General features: G+C 71.6%; 22 protein-coding genes. 7 read left to right on the top strand and 15 right to left on the bottom strand.

The features are described from left to right. Positions 1-79 precede the first annotated feature (79 nt). Both ACFQRI_RS18390 and ACFQRI_RS18385 read right to left on the bottom strand, forming a co-directional pair. Complete coding sequence (locus ACFQRI_RS18390) at positions 80-1,621, bottom strand: acyl-CoA synthetase (RefSeq protein ID WP_380670325.1); 1,542 nt, start codon at positions 1,619-1,621, stop codon at positions 80-82. 95 nt (positions 1,622-1,716) lie between these two features. Continuing rightward, on the bottom strand, positions 1,717-2,760 hold the full coding sequence (locus ACFQRI_RS18385; RefSeq protein WP_380670193.1) for an LLM class F420-dependent oxidoreductase: 1,044 nt from the start codon (positions 2,758-2,760) through the stop codon (positions 1,717-1,719). A 99-nt stretch (positions 2,761-2,859) separates the two neighbouring features. Here ACFQRI_RS18385 and ACFQRI_RS18380 point away from each other — a divergent pair, with 99 nt between their 5' ends. The 5 genes from ACFQRI_RS18380 to ACFQRI_RS18360 all read left to right on the top strand — a co-directional run bounded on the left by ACFQRI_RS18380 (position 2,860) and on the right by ACFQRI_RS18360 (position 7,430). Further along, positions 2,860-3,810 carry a Zn-ribbon domain-containing OB-fold protein gene (locus tag ACFQRI_RS18380; RefSeq protein ID WP_380670323.1) on the top strand — a complete coding sequence of 317 codons (951 nt, stop codon included), beginning with the start codon at positions 2,860-2,862 and terminating at the stop codon, positions 3,808-3,810. A 10-nt stretch (positions 3,811-3,820) separates the two neighbouring features. Further along, positions 3,821-4,876: a thiolase domain-containing protein gene (locus ACFQRI_RS18375; protein WP_380670191.1), complete on the top strand. Its 1,056-nt coding sequence runs from the start codon at positions 3,821-3,823 to the stop codon at positions 4,874-4,876. Next, complete coding sequence (locus ACFQRI_RS18370) at positions 4,876-6,036, top strand: thiolase domain-containing protein (protein ID WP_380670189.1); 1,161 nt, start codon at positions 4,876-4,878, stop codon at positions 6,034-6,036. Before ACFQRI_RS18375 ends, ACFQRI_RS18370 begins: the two co-directional genes overlap by 1 nt. Beyond that, positions 6,037-6,906, top strand: a complete 870-nt coding sequence (locus ACFQRI_RS18365; RefSeq protein ID WP_380670187.1) for a TIGR03619 family F420-dependent LLM class oxidoreductase — start codon at positions 6,037-6,039, stop codon at positions 6,904-6,906. 80 nt (positions 6,907-6,986) lie between these two features. Then, positions 6,987-7,430 carry a nuclear transport factor 2 family protein gene (locus ACFQRI_RS18360; protein WP_380670185.1) on the top strand — a complete coding sequence of 148 codons (444 nt, stop codon included), beginning with the start codon at positions 6,987-6,989 and terminating at the stop codon, positions 7,428-7,430. 16 nt (positions 7,431-7,446) lie between these two features. Here the strand turns inward: ACFQRI_RS18360 and ACFQRI_RS18355 are convergent, their stop codons facing one another. Then, on the bottom strand, positions 7,447-8,673 hold the full coding sequence (locus ACFQRI_RS18355) for a cytochrome P450 (RefSeq protein ID WP_380670183.1): 1,227 nt from the start codon (positions 8,671-8,673) through the stop codon (positions 7,447-7,449). Between the two features lie 193 nt (positions 8,674-8,866). Between ACFQRI_RS18355 and ACFQRI_RS18350 the strand changes: the two genes are divergently transcribed. Further along, positions 8,867-9,997 carry a steroid 3-ketoacyl-CoA thiolase gene (locus tag ACFQRI_RS18350; RefSeq protein ID WP_380670181.1) on the top strand — a complete coding sequence of 377 codons (1,131 nt, stop codon included), beginning with the start codon at positions 8,867-8,869 and terminating at the stop codon, positions 9,995-9,997. A 122-nt stretch (positions 9,998-10,119) separates the two neighbouring features. On the opposite strand, the gene hsaB is transcribed toward ACFQRI_RS18350, so the two are convergent. From hsaB to ACFQRI_RS18315, 7 genes are read right to left on the bottom strand one after another with little or no spacing between them, the layout of a single operon-like run. Continuing rightward, a complete protein-coding gene (hsaB, locus tag ACFQRI_RS18345; RefSeq protein WP_380670179.1) occupies positions 10,120-10,671 on the bottom strand; it encodes a 3-hydroxy-9,10-secoandrosta-1,3,5(10)-triene-9,17-dione monooxygenase reductase subunit in 552 nt (183 codons plus the stop codon). 32 nt (positions 10,672-10,703) lie between these two features. Continuing rightward, a complete protein-coding gene (hsaC, locus tag ACFQRI_RS18340; RefSeq protein WP_380670177.1) occupies positions 10,704-11,609 on the bottom strand; it encodes an iron-dependent extradiol dioxygenase HsaC in 906 nt (301 codons plus the stop codon). A gap of 18 nt (positions 11,610-11,627) precedes the next feature. Beyond that, complete coding sequence (hsaD, locus tag ACFQRI_RS18335) at positions 11,628-12,467, bottom strand: 4,5:9,10-diseco-3-hydroxy-5,9,17-trioxoandrosta-1(10),2-diene-4-oate hydrolase (RefSeq protein WP_380670174.1); 840 nt, start codon at positions 12,465-12,467, stop codon at positions 11,628-11,630. Further along, positions 12,467-13,639 carry a 3-hydroxy-9,10-secoandrosta-1,3,5(10)-triene-9,17-dione monooxygenase oxygenase subunit gene (gene hsaA / locus ACFQRI_RS18330; protein ID WP_380670172.1) on the bottom strand — a complete coding sequence of 391 codons (1,173 nt, stop codon included), beginning with the start codon at positions 13,637-13,639 and terminating at the stop codon, positions 12,467-12,469. The genes hsaD and hsaA overlap by 1 nt, the downstream gene beginning before the upstream one ends. Beyond that, positions 13,636-14,694 (bottom strand): 4-hydroxy-2-oxovalerate aldolase, encoded by a 1,059-nt coding sequence (gene dmpG / locus ACFQRI_RS18325; RefSeq protein ID WP_380670170.1) that lies wholly within the window; start codon positions 14,692-14,694, stop codon positions 13,636-13,638. The genes hsaA and dmpG overlap by 4 nt, the downstream gene beginning before the upstream one ends. Continuing rightward, positions 14,691-15,596, bottom strand: coding sequence for an acetaldehyde dehydrogenase (acetylating) (locus ACFQRI_RS18320; RefSeq protein ID WP_380670168.1), 906 nt, complete (start codon positions 15,594-15,596; stop codon positions 14,691-14,693). The genes dmpG and ACFQRI_RS18320 overlap by 4 nt, the downstream gene beginning before the upstream one ends. Further along, positions 15,593-16,384, bottom strand: a complete 792-nt coding sequence (locus tag ACFQRI_RS18315) for a 2-keto-4-pentenoate hydratase (protein WP_380670166.1) — start codon at positions 16,382-16,384, stop codon at positions 15,593-15,595. The genes ACFQRI_RS18320 and ACFQRI_RS18315 overlap by 4 nt, the downstream gene beginning before the upstream one ends. 176 nt (positions 16,385-16,560) lie before the next feature. On the opposite strand from ACFQRI_RS18315, the gene ACFQRI_RS18310 reads away from it, so the two are divergent. Next, positions 16,561-17,586, top strand: coding sequence for a 2Fe-2S iron-sulfur cluster-binding protein (locus tag ACFQRI_RS18310; RefSeq protein WP_380670164.1), 1,026 nt, complete (start codon positions 16,561-16,563; stop codon positions 17,584-17,586). Between the two features lie 53 nt (positions 17,587-17,639). On the opposite strand, the gene ACFQRI_RS18305 is transcribed toward ACFQRI_RS18310, so the two are convergent. Genes ACFQRI_RS18305 through ACFQRI_RS18285 form a run of 5 tightly spaced genes read right to left on the bottom strand, consistent with a single transcriptional unit; the run spans position 17,640 to position 22,406 of the window. Beyond that, on the bottom strand, positions 17,640-18,803 hold the full coding sequence (locus tag ACFQRI_RS18305; protein ID WP_380670162.1) for a lipid-transfer protein: 1,164 nt from the start codon (positions 18,801-18,803) through the stop codon (positions 17,640-17,642). Continuing rightward, complete coding sequence (locus ACFQRI_RS18300; RefSeq protein ID WP_380670160.1) at positions 18,800-19,213, bottom strand: hotdog family protein; 414 nt, start codon at positions 19,211-19,213, stop codon at positions 18,800-18,802. The genes ACFQRI_RS18305 and ACFQRI_RS18300 overlap by 4 nt, the downstream gene beginning before the upstream one ends. After that, positions 19,210-20,163, bottom strand: a complete 954-nt coding sequence (locus tag ACFQRI_RS18295) for a bifunctional MaoC family dehydratase N-terminal/OB-fold nucleic acid binding domain-containing protein (RefSeq protein WP_380670158.1) — start codon at positions 20,161-20,163, stop codon at positions 19,210-19,212. The genes ACFQRI_RS18300 and ACFQRI_RS18295 overlap by 4 nt, the downstream gene beginning before the upstream one ends. A 14-nt stretch (positions 20,164-20,177) precedes the next feature. Beyond that, the gene (locus ACFQRI_RS18290) at positions 20,178-21,350 is read right to left on the bottom strand and encodes an acyl-CoA dehydrogenase family protein (RefSeq protein WP_380670156.1); all 1,173 of its coding nucleotides are present in this window, start codon (positions 21,348-21,350) and stop codon (positions 20,178-20,180) included. A gap of 3 nt (positions 21,351-21,353) precedes the next feature. Further along, a complete protein-coding gene (locus tag ACFQRI_RS18285) occupies positions 21,354-22,406 on the bottom strand; it encodes an acyl-CoA dehydrogenase family protein (protein WP_380670154.1) in 1,053 nt (350 codons plus the stop codon). Positions 22,407-22,459: the final 53 nt, after the last annotated feature.

Below are 22,459 nucleotides of genomic sequence, written 5' to 3'. Positions count from 1 at the left end.
AGAGGTGCGCGCAGCACGACACCGCGCGCGCCGACCGGAGTTGATCAGCGCGCGCGGTGTCGTCGCTCGGCGAAGCGATTCAGATGGCGCGGTCGCGGCCCGCCCAGTAGGGGTCGCGCAGCTTGCGCTTGTAGAGCTTGCCGTTGGGATCGCGCGGGAGCTCGTCGAGGTAGTCCACGCTGCGCGGCACCTTGAACCCGGCCAGCCGGGCGCGCGCGTGCACCAGGAGCTCCTCGGTGAGCGCCTCCCCCGGCTCGACGCCATCGGCCGGTTGGACCACCGCCTTGACCTGTTCGCCCCAGTCGTCGTGCGGAACGCCGAAGACCGCCACGTCGCCGACCTTCGGGTGCACCGACAGCTCGTTCTCGATCTCGGCCGGGTAGATGTTCACCCCGCCCGAGATGATCATGTCGTTGCGCCGGTCGCAGAGGAACAGGTAGCCGTCCTCGTCGAGGTAGCCGACGTCGCCGAGGGTGAACAGGTCGCCGACGCGCGCCTGCCGGGTCTTGGCCTCGTCGTTGTGGTACTCGAAGTTCGACGAGCCCATCCGCATGTAGACCGTGCCGATCTCGCCCGCGGGGAGCTCCTGGCCGTCGTCGTCGAGGATCGTGACCACCGAGCCGGGCCAGGGCCTGCCCACCGAGCCGGGTTTGGCCAGCCACTCCTCGGCGGGGATGACGGTCCCCCCGCCCTCGGTGGCGGCGTAGTACTCGATGACCACCGGACCCCACCAGTCCAGCATGGCGCGCTTGACCTCCGGCGGGCACGGCGCGGCGCCGTGGATCATCGCCCGCAGCGAGGACACGTCGTAGCGCTGGCGCGTCGGCTCCGGCAGCGCGAGCAACCGGCGGAACTGGGTGGGCACCATGTGGCTGTGCGTGACCCGGTGGCGCTCGATCAGCCGCAGCATCTCCTCGGCGTCCCAGCGGTCCATGAGCACCGCGGCGTGCCCGAGCTGCAGGGAGATCCCGACGAAGTTGAGCACCGCGGTGTGGTACAGCGGCGAGCCGCACAGGTGCACGTGGTCGTCGAAGGGCTCCAGCCCGAAGATGCTGAAGAACCAGGTGCTGGCCACCGGCACCTCGTCGGGATCGGCTCCGGTCAGCGGCCGGCGCACGCCCTTGGGGCGGCCGGTGGTTCCCGAGGTGTAGAGCATCGGGGACCCGGCGGTGCGGATGTCCGGGCGGGTGCGCGGTTCGTCGGCGCCGAGCTCGGCCAGCGGGCGGAACCCCGGCACCTCGCCCACCGCGAAGCACGCCTCGGCGGGCAGCCCGCTCCCCGCGGCGGCGTCTGCGGCGGCCTCGGCGAAGCGCTCGTGGGCGATGAAGGTCTTGGCCCCGCTGTCCTCGGCGATGTAGGCGACCTCGGCACCGACCAGGTGCCAGTTGACCGTCACCACGTACAGCCCGGTCTGCAGCGCGGCGAAGTAGGCGGCGACCAGATCGGCGCCGTTGGGCAGCATGAGCACGACGGCGTCACCGGGCCGCAGGCCCATGGCCTGCAGCCCGCGCCCGTAGCGGTCGGCGGTCGCGGCCAGCTCGCCGTACGCGACCGCGCGGCCTTCCGGCGTGATCACGGCCGTGCGCTCCGGCTGCTGCTCGGCGATCTTCCACAGTCCCATATCGGCCACGGCACGACTCCTGTCCACGGTGACAGCTGCGCCCGACCCGCCGCGGGGCGCGGCGGCGGGCAGCACCAACATAGAACGTGTTTCAGTTATGCGGCAAGGTCGAGAACCCGGCTCACCGAGCTCAGTTGCTCGGCATCACGACACCCGACCAGCAACGTGTTCACCCCGGACTTCTGCCACTCGGCCACGCGCTCGCGCACGTAGTCGGCATCGCCGATGATCGAGACGTCCTCGACGGCCTCGTCGGGAACCGCGGCCACGGCCTCCTCCCGCCGCCCCTCGGCGAAGAGCCGCTCGACGTCGGCCACGGCCTCGCCGTAGCCCATCCGCCGGAAGAGCTCGGCGTGGAAGTTCATGCCCGGAGCGCCCATTCCACCGATGTAGAGGGCGGTGGAGGGCTTGAGCTTGGCCCGCTCGGCCACCGGCTCGTCGGTGACCACGACCTGGCAGCTCGCGGCGATCTCGAAGTCGTCCCGGGTGCGCCGCGCGCCCGGCCGCGCGAAGCCCTCGGCCAGCCAGTCCTCGTACATCGGACCCACCCGGGGCGAGTAGTAGACCGCCAGCCACCCGTCGGCGATCTCGGCGGTCTGCGCGACGTTCTTCGGCCCCTCGGCGCCCAGCCAGATCGGCAGATCGGCGCGCAGCGGGTGCGTGATCGGCTTGAGCGGTTTGCCCAGCCCGATCGAACCGGGGCCGTCGTAGGGCAGCCGGTGGTGCACCCCGTCGTTGCGCACGGGCGCTTCGCGGGCCAGCACCTGGCGCACGACGTCGACGTACTCGCGGGTGCGCGCCAGGGGCTTGGCGAAGGGCTGGCCGTACCAGCCCTCGACCACCTGCGGGCCGGACACGCCCAGCCCCAGCACCGCCCGCCCGCCGGAGAGGTGGTCGAGGGTCATCGCGTGCATGGCCAGCGAGGCCGGCGATCGGGCGGAGATCTGGGCGACCGAGGTGCCCAGTCGCACCCGCCGGGTCTGCGAACCCCACCACGCCAGCGGGGTGAAGGCGTCCGAACCCCACGACTCGGCGGCGAACACGCCGTCGAACCCGCACCGGTCGGCTTCGAGAACGAGTTCCTGCGCGTTGGACGGCGGGGCAGCACCCCAGTACCCGAGCTGCAATCCGACTTTCACGGTGAACCTCCGTTTCCCGGCGCGCGGTGGCCTGCGCCCATGGTGCACCGGATATTGCCGCAATTGCGAGAACATGTTTCACTTCCGGTTGTGACTGGGATCTCCGAACCGCTCAGCGCCCCGTTGGACATCGGCTTCGACTACACCCGCTCGCTCGGCCCCGTGCTCAGCAGGTTCGCCTCCGGTCTGCGCGAGGGCCGCGTCCTGGGCGTGCGCGGCAGCGACGGCCGGGTGCACGTCCCGCCGGTCGAGCACGACCCGGAAACCGCCGCCGCCCTGGACGACTTCGTCGAGGTCGGCACCACCGGAACCGTGGTGTCCTGGACCTGGATGCCCGACCCCGTCGAGGGCCAGCCGCTCGCGCACCCGTTCGCCTGGGCGCTGATCCGCCTCGACGGCGCCGACACTCCCCTGCTGCACGCCGTGGACGCGGGCACGCCGGGCGAGATGGCCACCGGGATGCGGGTGCGGGTGCGCTGGGCCGCCGAGCGCGGCGGCGGCATCCGCGACATCGCCTGCTTCGAACCCGGGGACGCCCCCGCGCAGCCGACCGGGACCGCCGGATCGGAGGCGGTGAGCATGCTGACCACGCCGATCAACCTCGGCTACCAGCACTCGGCCTCCCCCGAGGAGAGCCGCTACCTTCGCGGGCTCGCCGAAGGCCGGATGCTGGGCCAGCGCTGCCCGGTCTGCGCGAAGGTCTACATCCCGCCGCGCGGGGCCTGCCCCACCGACGGGGTGCCCACCGAGCAGGAGGTCGAGCTGCCCGACACCGGGATCGTGACCACCTTCTGCATCGTCAACGTCCCCTTCCTGGGGCAGCGCATCAAGCCGCCCTACGTGGCCGCCTACGTGCTGCTCGACGGAGCCGACATCGCCTTCCTGCACCTGGTGCTGGGCTGCGAGGCCAGCGAGGTGCGGATGGGCATGCGGGTCCGGGCCGCGTGGAAGCCCCGCGAGCAGTGGGGGCACACGCTGGAGAACATCGACCACTTCGAGCCCACCGGGCAACCGGACGCGCCGTTCGAGTCCTACGCCCACCACCTGTGAAGGAGCTGCCGTGACAGACGTGGCCGTGGTCGGCTTCGCGCAGGCGCCCAACGTGCGCAGCACGCAGGGCACCACCAACGGCGTCGAGATGCTGGTGCCGATCTTCCAGGAGGTCTTCGCCGAGACCGGGCTGTCCAAGCACGACATCGGGTTCTGGTGCTCGGGATCCTCCGATTACCTGGCGGGGCGGGCGTTCTCGTTCATCGCCGCGGTCGACGCGATCGGCGCGGTGCCGCCGATCAACGAATCGCACGTGGAGATGGACGCCGCCTGGGCGCTCTACGAGGCGTGGGTGAAGATCCGCACCGGCGAGGTCGACACCGCCCTGGTCTACGGGTTCGGCAAGTCCTCGGCCGGGAACCTGCGGCGCACCCTGGCGCTGCAGCTCGACCCGTACTCGGCCGCACCGCTGTGGCCGGACTCGGTGAGCATCGCGGGGCTGCAGGCCCGGATGGGCCTGGACGCCGGCGACTACACCGCCCGCGACATGGCCGAGGTCGCCGCGCGCAGCCGCGCCGGCGCCGCGGACAACCCGCGCGCGCAGCTCTCCGGCGCGGTCGAGCCCGAGGAGCTGCTCGGCGCGCCCTACGTCGCCGAACCGCTGCGCGCGCACGACTGCGCGCCGATCAGCGATGGCGCGGCGGTGATCGTGCTGGCCGCCGGGGACCGGGCGCGCGAGATCGCCGAGCGCCCCGCCTGGATCACCGGCATCCAGCACCTCGTCGAGTCGGGCAGTCTCGGTGCGCGCGACCTGCGCCGGTCGGCATCGACCGAGGCCGCGGGGCGGGCGTTGGACCTCTCGGGCGTGGAGGTCGCCGAGCTGCACGCGCCGTTCACCCACCAGGAGATCCTGCTGCGCCGCGCGCTGGGCCTGCCCGAGGAGGTCGTGGTCAACCCCTCCGGTGGGGCGCTGTGCGCGAACCCCATGTTCTCCGCCGGGCTGGCCCGCATCGGGGAGGCGGCCGAACGGGTGCGGCGCGGTCGAGCGGAGCGCGCGCTGGCGCACGCCACCAGCGGGCCGGCGCTGCAGCAGAACCTGGTGTGCGTGATGGAGGGACGGGACTGATGGGCAAGCAGTTGGCGGCCGTGCTGGGCACCGGCCAGACCCACCACACCACCAAGCGCCACGACGTGTCCATCGCGGGCCTGTGCCGCGAGGCCGTCGACCGCGCGATGGCCGATGCCGGGGTGGACTGGGACGACATCGACGCGGTGGTGCTCGGCAAGGCGCCGGACCTGTTCGAGGGCGTGATGATGCCCGAGCTGCACCTGGCCGACGCGCTGGGCGCCACCGGGAAACCGCTGCTGCGGGTGCACACCGCCGGTTCGGTGGGCGGTTCGACCGGCAACGTGGCGGCCAGCCTGGTGCAGGGCGGCGAGCACCGGCGGGTGCTGGCGGTGGCCTTCGAGAAGCAGTCGGAGTCCAACGCGATGTGGGCGCTGTCGATCGTGCCGCCGTTCAGCATGCCGGTGGGCGCGGGCGCGGGCGGCTACTTCGCGCCGCACGTGCGCTCCTACATCCGCCGCAGCGGGGCCCCGGAGCACACCGGGGCGATGGTGGCGGCCAAGGACCGGCGCAACGGCAGCCGCAACCCCTTCGCGCACCTCAAGCAGCCCGACATCACCGTCGAGTCCGTGCTGGCCTCCCAGGTGCTGTGGGACCCGATCCGCTACGACGAGACCTGCCCGTCCTCCGACGGCGCCTGCGCGGTGGTCATCGGCGACGAGTCCAGCGCGGCCGGGCGCAAGGCCGCCTGGATCCACGCCACGGCGATGCGCACCGAGCCGACCACCTACGCCGGCCGCGACCAGGTCAACCCGCAGGCGGGCAAGGACGCCGCGGCGGCGCTGTGGCGGCAGGCGGGCATCACCGACCCCCTCGACGAGGTCGACGCCGCGGAGATCTACGTGCCGTTCTCCTGGTTCGAGCCGATGTGGCTGGAGAACCTGGGCTTCGCCGCCGAGGGCGAGGGCTGGAAGCTCACCGAGGCCGGTGAGACCGCGATCGGCGGGCGGCTGGCGGTCAACCCCTCCGGTGGGGTGCTCTCGTCGAACCCGATCGGCGCCTCCGGCCTGCTGCGCTTCGCCGAGGCTGCGCGGCAGGTCACCGGTGACGCGGGGGACAACCAGGTCGACGGCGTGCGGATCGCGCTGGGTCACGCCTACGGCGGTGGCTCGCAGTACTTCTCGATGTGGGTGGTCGGTTCGAGCAAGCCGGGAGGCTAGATGAAGTTCACGATGTCGGTGGCCATGAGCCCGCTGGACCAGCTTCCGGAGCTGGCCAGGACGGCCGAGGAGTGCGGGTTCACCTCGATCGCACTGCCGGATTCGCTGTTCTACTCCGAGCAGGTCTCGGCCGAGTACCCCTACACGCCCGACGGCTCGCGGATGTGGGACGCCGAGACGCCGTGGGTGGATCCGCTGGTGGCCGCCGCCGCCATGGGCGCGGTGACCTCGCGGATCCGCTTCTACACCTCGGTGCTCAAGCTGGGGCCGCGCAACCCGGTGCTGCTCTCGCGCCAGCTGGCCTCGGTGTGCTCGATGACCGGCGACCGCTTCGGGCTGGGCGTCGGGCTGGGTTGGGCGCCCGAGGAGTTCGAGTGGTGCGGGGCCCCGTACGCCCGGCGCGGCGCGCGGGTCGACGAGATGATCGGGATCATCCGCCGGATCCTGGACGGCGGGATGGTCGAGCACCACGGGCGGTTCTTCGACTTCGACCGCCTGCAGATCTCCCCGGCGCCCTCCGAGCGGATGCCGATCTACGTCGGCGGGCACAGCGAGCCGGCGCTCGACCGCGCCGCCAGGCTCGGCGACGGCTGGGCCTCGGCGATGATGAAGCTCTCCGAGATCCGCGAGACCGTGGACCGGCTGGGTGAGCTGCGCGCGGCGCACGACCGCGACGACGAGCCGTTCGAGATCCAGGCGGTGTGCGTGGACCGCTTCGGGCTGGAGGGCTACCTGGAGCAGGCCGAGGCCGGGGTGACCGATGCGATCACCGTGCCCTGGATGTTCGACGGCCACGGCTTCGACGCCCCGATCGAGGCGAAGAAGGACTCCATCCGGAAGTTCGCCACCGAGGTCATCGCGCACTGCTGAGCCTCTTCTCATCAAAAGTCCATGCGTTGGCGCATGGACTTTTGATGAGAAGAGGCACGAGCTCTCGCAGGAGGAGAACCATGGGTGAAGGTGTTTTCTGGAAGGCCACCGGCGAGTCGCATCCGGCGCGCGACGCGGCGTTCGCCTCGATCAGCGCGGTCGCCCGCGGCGACAAGGACGGCTGGCTGGACCTGTTCGCGCCCGAGGCCGTGGTCGAGGATCCCGTCGGCCCTTCGGCTTTCGATCCCGAGGGCAGCGGTCACCGCGGGCGCGAGGGGATCTCGGCGTTCTGGGACCTCGCGATCGCCCAGGCCCGGCGCATCGAGTTCCACATCGACGACTCGTTCGCCTGCGGCAGCGAGGTCGCCAACACCGGCCGGATCGTGACGTTCCTGCCCGACGGCAGCGCGATGACCGCCGAGGGCGTGTTCTCCTACCGGGTCGACGAGGCCGGTCGCGTCCTGGCGATCCGGGCGTTCTGGGAGTTCGACCGCGCGATGGCCACCCTGACCCCCGCGGGGTGAGGGTGGCCGTCGTCGTTCACGCGTACTGCACGCGGTACTCCTTGATGCCGTTGAGCCAGCCGGAGCGCAGCCTGCGCGGTTCCTGGAGCTGGCGGATGTCGGGCATGCGGTCGGCGATGGCGTTGAAGATCAGGGCGATCTCCAGCCTGGCCAGGCTCGCGCCCAGGCAGTAGTGCGCGCCGGTGCCGCCGAAGCCCACGTGCGGGTTCGGGTCGCGCTGGATGTCGAACTTCTCGGGTTCCTCGAAGACCTCCGGGTCGAAGTTGGCCGAGCTGTAGAACATCCCGACCCGCTCGCCCCGCTTGATCGCCTGGCCGGCCAGCTCGGTGTCGGCCATCGCGGTGCGCTGGAACGACACCACCGGAGTCGCCCAGCGCACGATCTCGTCGGCGGCGGTCTCCGGGCGTTCGCGCTTGTAGAGCTCCCACTGCTCGGGGTGCTGCATGAACGCGTGCATGCCGTGGCTGATGGCGTTGCGGGTGGTCTCGTTGCCCGCCACGGCCAGCAGGATGGTGAAGAACCCGAACTCGTCGGAGCTGAGCTCGCTGCCGTCGACGTCGGCTTCCACGAGCTTGGTGACGATGTCGTCCATCGGGCACTTGCGCTTCTGCTCGGCGACGTTCATGAAGTAGCCGAGCATCTCCGCCGATGCGGCCTCCGGCTCGACCTCGTACTCGGGGTCGTCGTAGGCCACCATCTGGTTGGACCAGTCGAACAGGTCCTTGCGGTGCTCCTGCGGCACGCCCAGCAGCTCGGCGATGGCCTGCAGCGGCAGCTCGCAGGCGATGTCGGTGACGAAGTCGCCGGTGCCGCTCTCCAGCGCCCCGGTGGCGATGCGCTCGGCGCGCTCGTGCAGCACCTCGCGCAGCCCGTTGATCGCCCGCGGGGTGAAGCCGCGGGCCACCAGCCGCCGGATCTTGGTGTGCTCGGGCGGATCGATGTTGAGCATGATGAAGCGCTGCATCTCGATCTTGTCCCGGGTCATCTCCTCGTTGAACCGGATGATCGCGGTGTTCTCCCGGCTGGAGAACACGTCGGTGCGGCGCGAGACCTCCTTGACGTCGGCGTGCCTGCTGACGACCCAGAAGCCGGTGTCCTCGAACCCCCCGATCCGGAAGGGTTGTTCGTTCCACCAGATCGGAGCGGTGCGCCGCAGTTCGGCGAACTCTTCGAGGGGGACGCGCTCGGCTAGCAGATCCGGGTCGGTGAAGTCGAAACCGTCCGGAAGGCTCGGTGAGGCCACGGCTACCTCCAGCAAGAACTGAAACGAGTTCTATGTGAAGAGAACCACATGATGCCGCCCCGGTAAACCCCTGCAACCCTGCATGAATCGTGCCAGAGCACGGAAATTCGCGATCAGCACGCGCGCGTGGTTGTTCGTCGAGGTGAACATGTTCTAGGTTTGAGTCGACGGCAGTCGTGGTAGGGAGGTTCAGGTGGGCACTCCGGTGATCGTCGAGGCGGTGCGAACCCCGATCGGCAAGCGTCGCGGCGAGCTGTCCGCGCTGCACGCCGCCGAGGTCCTCGGCGCCGCGCAGCGCGGCCTGCTCGACCGCGCCGGCATCGACCCGGCCGAGGTCGAGCAGGTCATCGGCGGCTGCGTGACCCAGGCGGGCGAGCAGGCGGGCAACATCACCCGCACCGCCTGGTTGCACTCCGAGCTGCCCCAGCAGGTCGGCTGCACCTCGATCGACGCCCAGTGCGGATCGGCGCAGCAGGCCACCCACCTGATCGCGGGCCTGATCGCCGCCGACGCCATCGGTGCCGGGGTCGCCTGCGGGGTGGAGGCGATGAGCCGGGTACCGCTCGGCAGCAACCTGAGCACCGACGTGGGCCGGCCCAAGCCGGACAGCTGGCAGATCGACCTGCCCGACCAGTACCAGGCCGCCGACCGCATCGCCGCGCACCGCGGCCTGACCCGCGACGACTTGGACGCCTTCGGGCTGCGCTCCCAGCAGCGCGCGCAGCGGGCCTGGCAGCGGGGCCACTTCGACCGCGAGATCGTCCCGGTGCCCACCGCCGGCGGCGAGGTCACCCGCGACCAGGGCCTGCGCGAGACGAGCCTGGAGGCTCTCGGCGGGCTGAAACCCGTTCTCGACGGGGGCCTGCACACCGCGGGCACGTCCTCGCAGATCTCCGACGGATCCGCCGCGCTGCTGCTGATGGACGCCGAGCGGGCCCGCGCGCTGGGGCTGCGTCCCCGCGCCCGCGTCCTGGCGCAGTGCCTGGTGGGCTCCGAGCCCTACTACCACCTGGACGGGCCCGTGCAGGCCACCGAGCGGGTGCTGCGGCGCAGCGGGATGAAACCGGGCGACATCGACGTCTTCGAGGTCAACGAGGCGTTCGCCTCGGTGGTGCTGTCCTGGGCCTCGGTGCACGAACCGGACATGGCGCGGGTCAACCCCAACGGCGGCGCCATCGCCCTGGGCCACCCGGTGGGCAGCACCGGAGCCCGCCTGCTCACCTCGGCCCTGCACGAGCTCGAACGCACCGACGCGGGCACCGCCCTGGTCACCATGTGCGCGGGCGGAGCCCTCTCCACCGCCACCATCCTCGAACGCCTCTGACCCACCCCGACGAAGAACCATGGAATTCGCCGGGCGGAAATACCTGCTCTTCCGCCGGGCGAATTCCATGGTTCTTCGAGGTTCACCGGGTCGGGGTGGGGTGGTTTCGGCGTGTTGGGTGGTCAGAGCCAGTCGTCGGCGTCCCAGGTGAGGAAGTCCGCGGGAGCCGGGGACGGGTCGGGGGCCACCGTGGTGTAGGCGCCCTGGTGGAACAGCAGGGGTGGGGCTTCGGCGGTGGGCCCCAGCGCGTGGACCCGGCCGATGACGACGTCGTGGTCCCCGCCGTCGTGCACCGACTCCACGGCGCACTCCAGCCAGGTGAGCACGCCGTCGAGGATCGGCGCGCCCGCCGGCCCGCGCCTCCAGCTCAGGCCGGCGAACTTGTCCTCGCCGCTGCGGCCGAACACCGAGCTGACGTCTCGCTGCGCGGCGGTGAGCACGTTGACGCCGAACACGCCGGAGCGCTCGATCAGCGGCCAGGTGCGCGACCAGCGCCCCGGGCAGAACAGCACCAGCGGCGGGTCCAGCGACAGCGCCGCGAACGATTGGCAGGCGAAGCCGACCGGGCGCTGCCCGTCGGTTCCGGTCACCACGGTCACGCCGGTGCAGAAGTGCCCGAGCGTGCGGCGGAACGTGCGGCTGTCGATGTCCTGCGCGGCCACCACCTGATCCATGCGAGACCTCCTCCGGCCCTCGTCGTTCCGCCCTACTGCGCGTGGTGCCCCACCGAGAAGTCGTGGCCCCAGAGGCTGACCGCGGTGGATTCCCTGGCGATCCAGTCCGAGTCGTCCACCTGGCGGCCCTCGCAGCCGAACTCCACGTCGAAGCCGCCGGGGGTTTTGACGTAGAACGACAGCATCAGGTCGTTGACGTGCCTGCCCAGCGTGGCCGACAGCGGCACCCCGCGCCGCTGCGCGCGGTCCAGGGTCAGCCCGACGTCGTCGACGTCCTCGACCTCGACCATCAGGTGCACGATGCCGCTGGGCGTGGGCATCGGCAGGAACGCCAGGCTGTGGTGCCGCGGGTTGCAGCCGAAGAACCGCAGCCACGCCGGCTCGCCGTCGGCGGGCCTGCCGACCAGCTCCGGGGCCATCCGCATGGAGTCGCGCAGCCGGAAGCCCAGCACGTCGCGGTAGAAGCGCAGCGCGGCCTCGTCGTCGTGGGTGGACAGCACCACGTGGCCCAGGCCCTGCTCGCCGGTGACGAACCGGTGCCCGTAGGGGCTGACCACGCGGCGGTGCTGCAGCGCAGCGCCGTGGAAGACCTCCAGCTCGTTGCCGGAGGGGTCGGCGAAGCGGATCAGCTCGGCGACCCGCCGGTCGGCGACCTCCGCGGCGGTGCCCTCCTTGAACGGGATGCCGTTGGCGCTCAGCGCGTCGCGCACCTCCTGCAGCTCGGCCTCGTTGGCCGCTTCCCAGCCCGCGGCCGCCAGCCGGTCGGTCTCGCCCGGCACGATCACCAGCCGCGCCGGGAAGTCGTCCATGCGCAGGTAGAGCGCGTCCGGGTCGGCACCGCTGCCCTCGACCATGCCCAGGACCTTGAGCGCGAACACCCGCCAGGCGTCGATGTCGGTGGCCTCGATGCGCAGGTATCCGAGCGAGCGAATACCCATGGCAACCATCTCCCTCGGTCAGTCCAGCAGGAAATCCCTGGTGATTCGGTTGAACTCGGCGAACTTCTCCAGCTGCGCCCAGTGCCCGCAGCGGCCGAAGACGTGCAGCTGCGCGCGCGGGATGAGCTTGAGCGCGACCAGCGCCCCGTCGAGCGGGTTGACGCGGTCCTCGCGGCCCCAGATCAGCAGCACCCGCTGGCGCAACCGGTGGGCCTCCCGCCACAGCAGCCCTTCCTCGAAGGTCTCGGCCTGGGCGAACGAGCGGCCCATGGCCTTCATCGCGGCCAGCGACTCGGGCGTGCTGGCCGCCGCGTAGCGCTCCTCGACGAGCTCGTCGGTGATCAGCGACTGGTCGTGCACCATGGTGCGCAGGAAGGCCGCCAGCGATTCCTTGCTCGGGGCCGCGCCGAAGCCGGCCAGCCGCTGCACGCCCTCGGTGGGGTCGGGCGCGAAGACGTTCAGGCTCAACCCGCCGGGGCCCATGAGCACCAACCGCCCGGCGCGATCGGGGAAGTTCAGCGCGAACCGCACCGCGGTGCCGCCGCCGAGCGAGTTTCCCAGCAGGTCGGCCTTGCCGACGCCGAGCTCGTCGAAGAGCTCGTGCAGCGCGGTGGCGCTGTGGGTGAAGTACTGGCCGTGCTCGGCGGGCTTGTCGGACTTGCCGAATCCCGGCTGGTCGACGGCCAGCACGTGGAAGTCCTCGGCGAAGACCTCGATGTTGCGGCTGAAGTTGCTCCAGGCCGCCGCGCCGGGCCCGCCGCCGTGCAGCATGACGACGGTTCGCTCGTTGTCCCGGCCCGCCTCGTGGTAGTGCAGGCGCAGGCCGGAGGGCAGTTTCACGTCCTGGCTGGTGATCATCAGACCATCGAATCCTTCACCGGTAGGCCGAACTCGCCGCTGCCGAACATGGTGTAGGCGCGCTCGGGGTCGTTGGCGGCGTGCACGCGGCCGGCGTGGGCATCGCGCCAGAACCGCTGGATCGGCGTGCCGCGCTGCAGCGCGCGCCCGCCGGAGTTCTCGAAGAGCCGGTCGACGGCTTCGATGGCCCGCGCGGTGCCGCGGACCTGGTCGCGGCGGGCCCGCAGGCGCAGCGACATCGGGAGGTCCTCGCCGGCGCGCAGCAGCGCGAGCTCTTCGGCGATGTTGCCGGTGAGCTGCAGCCAGGCGGCGTCGATCTCGCTGGCGGCCTCGGCGATGCGCACCTTGGCGAACGGGTCGTCCTTGGTCTGCTCGCCGTAGGCGGCGCGCACGCGGGCCGCCTGGTGCTCGACGTGCGCGTCGTAGGCGCCCTGGGCCATGCCGATGATCGGTGCGGTGATCGTCGAGGGGTGCACGGTGCCCCAGGGCAGCCGGTACAGCGGAGCGGTGTTGACCTCGTGTCCGGGGCACCGGGTCTGCGACATGGCCAGGAAGCTCAGCGCCCGGTGCTGCGGGACGAACACGTCCTCGACGATGACGTCGTTGCTGCCGGTGCCGCGCAGTCCGACGGTGTCCCACACGTCGGCGATCTGGTAGTCCGAGCGCGGCAGCAGGTAGGTGCAGAAGTCGACCGCCTTGTCGTCCTTGAGCACCGGGCCGCCGAGGAACACCCAGCTGGCGTGGTCGCAGCCGGAGGAGAAGCTCCAGCGCCCGGTGAGCCGGTACCCGCCGTCGGTGACCCGGGCCTTGCCCATGGGCGCGTAGGACGAGGAGATCAGCGTGTCGGGGTCGTCGCCCCACACCTCGTCCTGGGCGCGCTGGTCGAACAGCCCCAGGTGCCACGGGTGCACGCCGAGGATGGAGGCGACCCATCCGGTGGAGCCGCAGGCGGCGGCGAGCTGCTTGACCGCGGTGTAGAAGCTGCTCGGGTCGGCTTCGCAGCCGCCGTGGCGGGCGGGCTGCAGCAGCGCGAAGAAACCGGCCTCGGTGAGCTCGGCGATCGTGGCGGCCGGGATCCGGCGTTCGTCCTCGGCCTGCTGCGCGCGGTCCCGGATTCCGGGCAGCAGCTTGTGCACCGCGTCGAGGACTTCGGTGCTGTCCCGCTCGGTCATGCCTGGCTCCGTTCTGCTCTCAGTTCGAGGGCGATGTCGATGAGCTGGTCCTCCTGGCCGCCGACGAGCTTGCGCTGCCCGGCGCGGACCAGCAGTTGGGCTTCGGGCACGTCGTAGCGCTGGGCCTGCTGGGCGGCGTGCTTCAGGAAGCTGGAGTAGACCCCGGCGTAGCCCATGGTCAGCGCGGACCGGTCGAGCAGGCATTCCTCGGGCATGGCGGGGCGCACGACGTCCTCGGCGGCGTCGGCCGCGGCGAAGAAGTCCACGCCGGTGCGGTAGCCGAGCTTGTCGCAGACGCCGACCAGCGCCTCCACGGGCGTGTTCCCGGCTCCGGCGCCGAACCGGCGGGCGCTGCCGTCGATCTGCACGGCTCCGGCGCGGAAGGCGGCGATGGAGTTGGCCACGGCCACCCCGAGGTTCTCGTGCCCGTGGAAGCCGATCTGCGCCTGCGAGCCGATCTCGGCTTCGATGGCTTCGACGCGCTGGGAGACCTGCTCCAGCACCAGCGCGCCCGCGGAGTCGACGACGTAGACGCACTGGCAGCCCGCGTCGACCATGATGCGCGCCTGCGCGGCGAGGACTTCGGGTGGTTGGGAGTGGGCCATCATGAGGAATCCGACGGTTTCCATGCCGTGCTCGCGGGCGAGCCCGAAGTGCTGGGCGGACACGTCGGCTTCGGTGCAGTGCGTGGCGATCCGGCACACGCCGGCGCCGTTGTCGCGGGCGATGAGGATGTCGTCGGTGACGCCGACGCCGGGCAGCATGAGCACGGCGATCTTCGCGTCGCGGGCGGTTTCGGCGGCGGTGGTGATGAGTTCCTGCTCGGGTGTGGTGGAGAAGCCGTAGTTGAACGACGATCCGCCGAGCCCGTCGCCGTGGGCGACCTCGATGACGGGCACGCCCGCCCCGTCGAGGGCGGTGACGACGTCGCGGACCTCGGCGGTGGTGAACCGGTGGCGCTTGTGGTGCGAGCCGTCGCGCAGCGAGGTGTCGGTGATGCGCAGGTCGAGGTCGGGGCCGTAGGTCTTGGTGGGTGGGATCTGCTGGTTGCTCACCGCGCGACCTCCTCGGCCAGTGCGCCGGTGCGGGCGAGCTGCTCGCCCACCCGCACGGCGGCGGCGGTCATGATGTCGAGGTTGCCCGAGTACTCGGGCAGGAAGTCCCCGGCGCCTGCGACTTCGACGAACACCGCCACCCGGGCGCGCCCGCCGGTGGCGGGTGATGGCGGGTCGAACTGCGGCTCGGACAGCAGCCGGTAGCCGGGCACGTATTCGGCGATGTCGTCGGCCATCTCGGTGATGGAGGCCGCGATGGCCTCGGTGTCGGCGTGCTCGGGGATGGCGCAGAAGATGGTGTCGCGCATGATCATCGGCGGGTCGGCCGGGTTGAGCACGATGATGGCCTTGCCGCGCGCGGCGCCGCCGAGCAGCTCGATGCCGGCGGAGGTGGTGCGGGTGAACTCGTCGATGTTGGCCCGCGTTCCCGGCCCGGCCGACACCGAGGCCACCGACGCCACGATCTCGGCGTAGTCGACCTCGGTGATGCGCGAGACCGCGTGCACGATGGGGATGGTGGCCTGCCCGCCGCAGGTGATCAGGTTGATGTTCGGCGCGTCGAGGTGCTCGCCGAGGTTGACCGGCGGCACCACGTAGGGCCCGAGCGCGGCGGGGGTCAGGTCGATGGCGCGGATGCCGCGCTCGGCGTAGCGCGGGGCGTTGGCCCGGTGCACCCCGGCGGAGGTGGCTTCGAAGACCAGGTCCGGGGTTTCGGCGTCGAGCAGCTTCTCCACGCCCTCGTCGACGACTTCGACGCCGAGTTCGGCTGCGCGGCGCAGCCCGTCGCTGGCCGGGTCGATGCCGACCATCCACGCAGGTTCGACGTCGGGTGATCGGCTGAGCTTGTGGAGCAGGTCGGTGCCAATGTTTCCCGACCCGACGATGGCGGCCTTGACGGTCATGGGACCTCCCTCGGGGGTTTGGCGACGAGCCCGACGCTGCCGAGACCGGCGAAGTCCGCCCGGAACTCGTCGCCGGGACGCAGGTCGACCGCGCGGGTGCAGGAGCCGGGGAGCACGACGTTGCCCGCGCGCAGCCGCACCCCGTAGCCGGCGACCTTGCGCGCCAGCCAGGCCACGGCGGTGGCGGGGTTGCCCAGCACCGCGTCGGAGCGTCCCCGTTCGACGACCTCCCCGTTGCGGTGCAGCTCGGCGTCGATGCCGCGCGGGTCGAGCCGGGAGGGATCGACCCGCTGCTGGCCGAGCGCGAACGCGGCCGAGGAGGCGTTGTCGGCGATGGTGTCGGCGATGCTGATCCGCCAGTCGGCGATGCGGCTGTCGATGAGCTCGATGGCCGGGGCGAGGGCTCGGGTGCGGGCGAGGACTCCTTCCTCGTCGACGTCCGGGGGGACGTCCTCGGCCAGCAGGAAGGCGACCTCGACCTCCACGCGCGGGCAGCAGTAGAGCTCGGTGTCGACGGGTTCGTCGTCGCCGAGCCGCATCCCGGCCAGCAGGTGGCCGTAGTCGGGCTCGTCGACGCCCATCATCTGCTGCATCGCCGGTGAGGACAGGCCGACCTTGTGGCCTACGACCTCCTCGCCGCGGCGCCGGACGTTGATCAGCTGGATCTCGTAGGCGTCGGCGGTGTCGATGTCCGGGTTCGTGCGAACCAGCGGTGGGATCGGCGAGCGCTCGCGTTCGGCCCGCCGCAGCGAACCGGCCAGTTCGGTGCGCTGATCGGCGCTGAGCATGCGACCTCCAGGGTAGGCACCGGCGCCTCACGACTGGAACAGGTTCCTCTCGACTGGCGGGAGGATTGATGTCCAGCTCTGGGCTACATCATAGCGCCGATGGCGCTAAAATCTATAACATGTTTCAGTCGGTTCGCGGGAGTTCCGGATCCCGCGTCGAGCGAAGCGAGGAGCCCATGACCGACGGCCCACTCCGCCTGACAGTGCACGACGTGGTCGCCGAGACCCCGGACAGCCGATCCCTGGTGTTCCAGCCGCCGCGGGGCTGGGACTACCGGCCCGGGCAGTTCCTGACCGTGCGCGTGCCCGGCGAGGACGGCGGGTCGATGGCCCGCTGCTACTCGCTGTCGAGCTCGCCGCACACCGACGCGCTGCTCAAGGTGACCGTCAAGAGCGTCGGGCCGGGCTCGGCGTGGCTGTGCGCGCAGGCCCGCCCCGGGTTGGAGCTCGACGTGCTGCCCCCGTCGGGCAAGTTCACCCCGAAGAGCCTCGACGGCGAACTGCTGCTGGTCGCGGCCGGCAGCGGGATCACCCCGATCATGTCGATCACCAAGTCCGCGCTGGCCGCGGGCCGGGGGCGGATCGTGCTGCTCTACGCCAACCGGGACGAGAACTCGGTGATCTTCCGCGACGAGCTGCGCGAGCTCGTCGCGCAGCACCCCGAGCGGCTCACCGTCGTGCACTGGCTGGAGACCCTGCAGGGCCTGCCCGGCCCCGAGACCCTGGCGGCGACCTTGCGGCCGTTCACCGACTCGGAGATCTACACCTGCGGCCCCCCGGCGTTCATGGACGCGGTCACCGCGGCGCTGCGGGCGCTGGAGGTGCCGCGCAAGCGCGTCCACGCCGAGCGGTTCACCTCGCTGGCGGGCAACCCCTTCGACCGCCACGCCCCCGCGCCGCCGACCCCGGCCGCCGAGTCCGCGGCCGCGGCGCGGCTCAGGCTCCAGCTCGACCGCGAGCACCACGAGATGACCTGGCCGCAGGAGACCAAGCTGCTGGACCTGCTGCTCGACGAGGGCCTCGACGCGCCCTACTCCTGCCGCGAGGGGCGCTGCAGCGCCTGCGTCTGCCTGGTCAGATCCGGCGAGGTCAAGATGCTGCAGAACAACATCCTCGAGCAGGAGGACCTCGACGAGGGCTACGTCCTGGGCTGCCAGTCGGTCCCGGTCACCGACGACGTCGAGATCACCTACGACGAGTAGCCGCAGCGGGCCGGGAAACCCGGGAGGCGCGCTTTCCGGCCCGACCGCGGTCGTCAGGCCGCCAGCACCAGGCCCGAGGTGGGCACACCGGTGCCCGCGGTGACCAGGACGGTCTCGGCACCGCGGACCTGGTTGACCGCGGTCCCCCGGATCTGGCGGACCGCCTCGGCGATGCCGTTCATCCCGTGGATGTAGGCCTCGCCGAGCTGCCCGCCGTGGGTGTTGAGCGGGAGCCCGCCGCCGAGCTCGATGTTGCCGTCGGCGATGAACTCGCGCGCCTCGCCGCGCCCGCAGAACCCGAGCTCTTCGAGCTGCACCAGCACGAACGGGGTGAAGTGGTCGTAGAGGATGCCGACCTGCACGTCTCGCGGCCCCACCCCGGCCTGCCGCCACAGCTGCCGGGCGACCAGCCCCATCTCGGGCAGGCCGGTCAGCTCGTCGCGGTAGTAGCTGGTCATCGTGAACTGGTCGGTGCCGCTGCCCTGCGCCGCCGCGGCCACCACCGCGGGCGGGTGCGCCAGGTCGCGGGCGCGTTCCAGCGAGGTGACCACCAGCGCCACCCCGCCGTCGCTCTCCTGGCAGCAGTCCAGCAACCGCAGCGGTTCGGTGATCCAGCGCGAGTCCTGGTGGTCGGCCAGGGTGATCGGCCGCTGGTGGAACCAGGCGTTCGGGTTGGTCGCGGCGTGCTTGCGATCGGCGACCGCGACGCGCCCGAAGTCCTCGCTGGTCGCGCCGTACTCGTGCATGTAGCGGCGGGCGAACATGGCCACCTGCGCGGCGGGGGTGCCCAGTCCCGCCGGGTAGCTCCAGCTGTTGTCCAGCCCGGTGGAGGTCGGCTGCCCGCTCAGGCCCGCGTTGAACTGGCCGAAGCGCTGCCCGGAGCGCTCGTTGAACGCCCGGTAGCAGACCACGACCTCGGCCACGCCGGTGGCCACCGCCATCGCGGCCTGCTGGACCGTGGCGCAGGCCGCTCCCCCGCCGTAGCCGATGCGGCTGAAGAAGCTCAGCTCGCCGATGCCCACCTCGCGGGCGACCGCGGTCTCGGTGTTGGTGTCCATGGTGAAGGTGACCAGCCCGTCGACCTCGGCGGGCTCCAGACCGGCGTCCTCGATGGCGCCGCGAACGCACTCGGCGGCCAGCTGCAGTTCGCTGCGCCCGGAATCCTTGGAGAACTCGGTGGCCGCGATGCCGGCGATCGCGGTCTTGCCGGAGATCATGCGCCCACCTCCGGCAGCTCCACGCGGACGGTGGCCGTGACGTGCGTGCCGAGCCGGTTGCGGCCGAGGACCTCCACCGCGAACTGCTGCTCGTCGTATTCGAGCACCTGGCCGTGCAAGGTGAGGGTGTCGTGGGCGTAGCAGGGCACCCCGAGCTCGACCGACACCCCGCGCACCAGGGCGTTCGGGCCGCCCCAGTCGGTGACGTAGCGCTGCACCAGGCCGGTGGTCGTCAGGATGTTGACGAAGATGTCCTTCGAGCCCTTGGCCACCGCGAGGTCGCGGTCGTGGTGGACGTCCTGGAAGTCGCGGGTGGCCAGCGCGGTGCTGATGACGAACGTCGGGGTGGCCTCGATGCGCTGCTCGGGCAGGGCGTCGCCGACGGTCACCTCGGCGGCTTTTCGTGTCATGACCTGCTCCCCACGGGTTTCCAGTACGGCAGGGTGAGTTCCTCGTCGACGCGCTGGTAGCCGACCTCGACGCGTTGCCCGATGGCCACGTCCTCGGGCTCGCAGCCGCGCAGCTCGGCCAGCACCCGCACCCCTTCGTCGAGCTCCACCAGGGCGATGACCAGCGGGAGCTCCTTGCCGGGGATGGCGGGGCGGTGGTGCACCACGTAGCTGTAGATCTCGCCGAGCCCGTCGGAGACGAGGTGGGTGGGCTTGGTGGCGCCGCATTCCGGGCACATCGGCCCCGGCGGGTGCCGCAGCAGGCCGCAGCCGCCGCAGCGCTGGATGCGCAGCTCGCCCTCGGCGGTGCCCTCCCAGAAGTACGCGGTGTCGCGGTTGATCGCGGGGCGGATCACCTGCTCGACGACCTCGGCGGCGCTGCCGTCCGCTTCGGACCCCTGCGCGCCGGGGCGGAACTTCAGCACCCGGAACATCATCTCGGCGACCGGTTCCTCGCCGACGCACCAGGTGCTGCGGGTGGTGACGAACCAGCCCTCGCCGAGCCCGGTGCGCTTGGGCCCCACCACCGATTCCAGCCGGGTGGACACCGAGACGCGCTCCCCGTGCCGCAGGTACCGGTGGTAGACCTGATCGCAGTTGGTGGCCACCACGCCGGCGAACCCGGCTTCGTCGAGCGCGCTCATCATCGCGTGCAGCGGGTCGTCCGGATCGCGGTCGGGGTGCAACCCGCCCATGGTCCACACCTGCACCATGGCCGGCGGCGCGACGAGTCCACCGTGGACGGATTCCGCGGCGGCGGCGTCGTCGGTGTAGACCGGGTTGGCGTCCCCGAGCGCCTCCACCCAGTTGTTGATCATCGGTTGGTTCACCGGGTCGCGGGCGGATCGCGGTGCGCTGGGACCCTTCTCGGCGATGCGCTGCGCTTCGGCGCGGATGTCCTCGTCGCTCACTGGTGCTCCCCTGGTCAACGCGGTACTCGTGGAAGTCCGAGTCCGGCGGTGGCGATGAGCTCGCGCTGCACCTCGCTGACCCCGCCGCCGAAGGTCAGCACGAGGTTGCGCTTGGCCTGCACGTCCAGCCAGCGCAGCAGCTCGGCGGTCGCGGCATCGCCCGGGTCGCCGTGGCGGCCGACGAGCTCTTCGAGCTCCTGGCCGATCTCCTGGAGCGTTTCCGAGGAGAACACCTTGGTCGACGAGGCGTCGGCGACCTCGACCGGTCCGAGCGCGGCGGAGGCCGCGACCTGCCAGTTCAGCAGTTCGTTGACGCGCTCGCAGGCGCGCGCCCTGGCGAGCGCCGCGCGCACGTCGGGAAGGCTCAGCAGCGGCGTGCCGTCGGGCGCGGTGCGGTCGGCCGCCCAGCCGCGGACGCGTTCGCGCATGCCGCCGATGCGCCCCGCGGGCCCGAGCATGACGCGTTCGTGGTTGAGCTGGGTGGTGATCAGCTTCCAGCCCTCGTTCAGCTCGCCGACCAGCATCGAGGCCGGGACGCGAACGCCGTTGTAGTAGGTGGCGTTGACGTGGTGGGCGCCGTCGGCGGTGATGATCGGCGTCCAGGAGTAGCCGGGGTCGCGGGTGTCGACGATGAGGATGGAGATGCCCTTGTGCTTGGGCGCTTCCGGATCGGTGCGGCAGGCCAGCCAGATGTGGTCGGCGTCGTGGCCACCGGTGGTGAAGATCTTCTGCCCGTTGACCACGAACTCGTCGCCGTCGCGCACCGCGGTGGTGCGCAGCGAGGCGAGGTCGGTTCCGGCCTCGGGTTCGGTGTAGCCGATGGCGAAGTGCACTTCGCCGGCGAGGATCTTCGGCAGGAAGTGCGCCTTCTGCTCCTCGGTGCCGTGCGCCTGCAGCGTGGGACCGACGGTCTGCAGGGTCACCGAGGGCAGTTGCACGTCGGCGCGGGAGGCCTCGTCGGCGAAGACGTGGTTCTCCACGTCGCCGAACCCCTTGCCGCCGTAGGCGACCGGCCAGCCCACGCCCATCCAGCCGTCCCGGCCCATCCGGCGCACCACGTCGCGGTGGGCCTGGTCGTGGCGGTCGACGGCGAGCCGGCTGCGCTCCTCGGGCGTGACGAGATCGGCGAAGTAGTCGCGCAGTTCGGCCTGCAGCGCGCGCTGGGCCTCGGTGAGTTCGATGAACATCGGCTATCCCCCGTGCGCGGCGACGGCGTCGAGCCGGTGGCCGGCGCCACCGACGAGTCGGGCGAGGTCCTTGATCTGCGAGTGGTGCCGGTGCAGCGGGTAGGTGATGTCCAGGCCGAGCCCGCCGTGCAGGTGGTGGCAGGTGCGCATCGCCGCGGGCGCCTTCTCGGCGAGCCAGTAGGCGGCGATGTCCAGGTCTTCGGCGGCATCGCGCCCGGTGGCCAGCCGCCAGCAGCCGGACAGCGCGGCCAGGTGCAGGGTGCGGGCGAGCACGTAGACGTCGGCGACCTGCTGCGCGACGGCTTGGAAGGCGGCGAGCGGCTTGCCGAACTGGTGGCGCGTGCGCAGGTGCTCGGCGGTGAGGTCCAGCGCCGCGGCCACCGCCCCGTCGGCCAGCGAGCAGATCCCGGCCAGGGCGCAGGCGTGCAGGTCGGCGAGTCCCGTTCCGTCGCCGAGGGTTTCGGCGGGCGCGTCGTCGAGGTCGACGACCCACTCGTCGCCCAGCGAGCCCGGCGCCCGGTGCATCCGCACCCCGTCGGAACCGGGATCGACCAGGAGCGCGATCGGGCCGTCGGCACCGCTGGCCGAGACCAGCAGCCGACGCGCGAGGTCGGCGTGCAGGACTCCGATCTTGCGCCCGCTGACGCGGTTTCCGCGAACCGCGGCGCCCGGCGTGGCAGGCAGCGGGTTCGACGGCTCGTTGAGCGCCGCGGTGAACACCCTGCCGGACTCGCCGAGCAGCTCGTCCTGCTGCTCCCGGGTGCCGAGCCGGGCGATGGGCAGCACGCCGAAGGCGAGCGTCGCCAGGGCGGGCACCCGCGCCCCGGCCCTGCCGACCGCGCGCAGCACCAGGCCGGTCTCGAGCGGGCCGAGCCCGTCGCCGCCGAGCCGTTCGGGCGCGGCCAGCGACAGCAGACCGGACTCGCCGAGCGCTTTCCAAGCCGCGAAATCGAAACCGGTTCCACCATCCGGCTCGAACTGCTGCGCCTGCCTGCCGAGCACCTCGTCGGCGAGGTCCCGCACGGCCTGCTGCGTCTCGTCGAGCGCGAACTCCATCCCGCCCCCTCAACCAGCCCGAGCACTTCTGAAACTTGTTCTACTTCTACCGC

The organism is Saccharopolyspora griseoalba (assembly GCF_042665275.1).
GTDB lineage: Bacteria > Actinomycetota > Actinomycetes > Mycobacteriales > Pseudonocardiaceae > Saccharopolyspora > Saccharopolyspora griseoalba.
This window is presented reverse-complemented; position numbering and strand designations above follow the sequence as displayed.

What these genes read in the sequence shown, in the direction of transcription:
- ACFQRI_RS18390 (WP_380670325.1), bottom strand. Translation starts at nt 1,621, where the DNA reads ATGGGACTGTGGAAGATCGCCGAGCAGCAGCCGGAGCGCACGGCCGTG.
- ACFQRI_RS18370 (WP_380670189.1), top strand. Translation starts at nt 4,876, where the DNA reads ATGGGCAAGCAGTTGGCGGCCGTGCTGGGCACCGGCCAGACCCACCAC.
- ACFQRI_RS18365 (WP_380670187.1), top strand. Translation starts at nt 6,037, where the DNA reads ATGAAGTTCACGATGTCGGTGGCCATGAGCCCGCTGGACCAGCTTCCG.
- ACFQRI_RS18360 (WP_380670185.1), top strand. Translation starts at nt 6,987, where the DNA reads ATGGGTGAAGGTGTTTTCTGGAAGGCCACCGGCGAGTCGCATCCGGCG.
- hsaB (WP_380670179.1), bottom strand. Translation starts at nt 10,671, where the DNA reads ATGGATCAGGTGGTGGCCGCGCAGGACATCGACAGCCGCACGTTCCGC.
- hsaC (WP_380670177.1), bottom strand. Translation starts at nt 11,609, where the DNA reads ATGGGTATTCGCTCGCTCGGATACCTGCGCATCGAGGCCACCGACATC.
- hsaD (WP_380670174.1), bottom strand. Translation starts at nt 12,467, where the DNA reads ATGATCACCAGCCAGGACGTGAAACTGCCCTCCGGCCTGCGCCTGCAC.
- hsaA (WP_380670172.1), bottom strand. Translation starts at nt 13,639, where the DNA reads ATGACCGAGCGGGACAGCACCGAAGTCCTCGACGCGGTGCACAAGCTG.
- ACFQRI_RS18320 (WP_380670168.1), bottom strand. Translation starts at nt 15,596, where the DNA reads ATGACCGTCAAGGCCGCCATCGTCGGGTCGGGAAACATTGGCACCGAC.
- ACFQRI_RS18315 (WP_380670166.1), bottom strand. Translation starts at nt 16,384, where the DNA reads ATGCTCAGCGCCGATCAGCGCACCGAACTGGCCGGTTCGCTGCGGCGG.
- ACFQRI_RS18310 (WP_380670164.1), top strand. Translation starts at nt 16,561, where the DNA reads ATGACCGACGGCCCACTCCGCCTGACAGTGCACGACGTGGTCGCCGAG.
- ACFQRI_RS18305 (WP_380670162.1), bottom strand. Translation starts at nt 18,803, where the DNA reads ATGATCTCCGGCAAGACCGCGATCGCCGGCATCGCGGCCACCGAGTTC.
- ACFQRI_RS18300 (WP_380670160.1), bottom strand. Translation starts at nt 19,213, where the DNA reads ATGACACGAAAAGCCGCCGAGGTGACCGTCGGCGACGCCCTGCCCGAG.
- ACFQRI_RS18290 (WP_380670156.1), bottom strand. Translation starts at nt 21,350, where the DNA reads ATGTTCATCGAACTCACCGAGGCCCAGCGCGCGCTGCAGGCCGAACTG.
- ACFQRI_RS18285 (WP_380670154.1), bottom strand. Translation starts at nt 22,406, where the DNA reads ATGGAGTTCGCGCTCGACGAGACGCAGCAGGCCGTGCGGGACCTCGCC.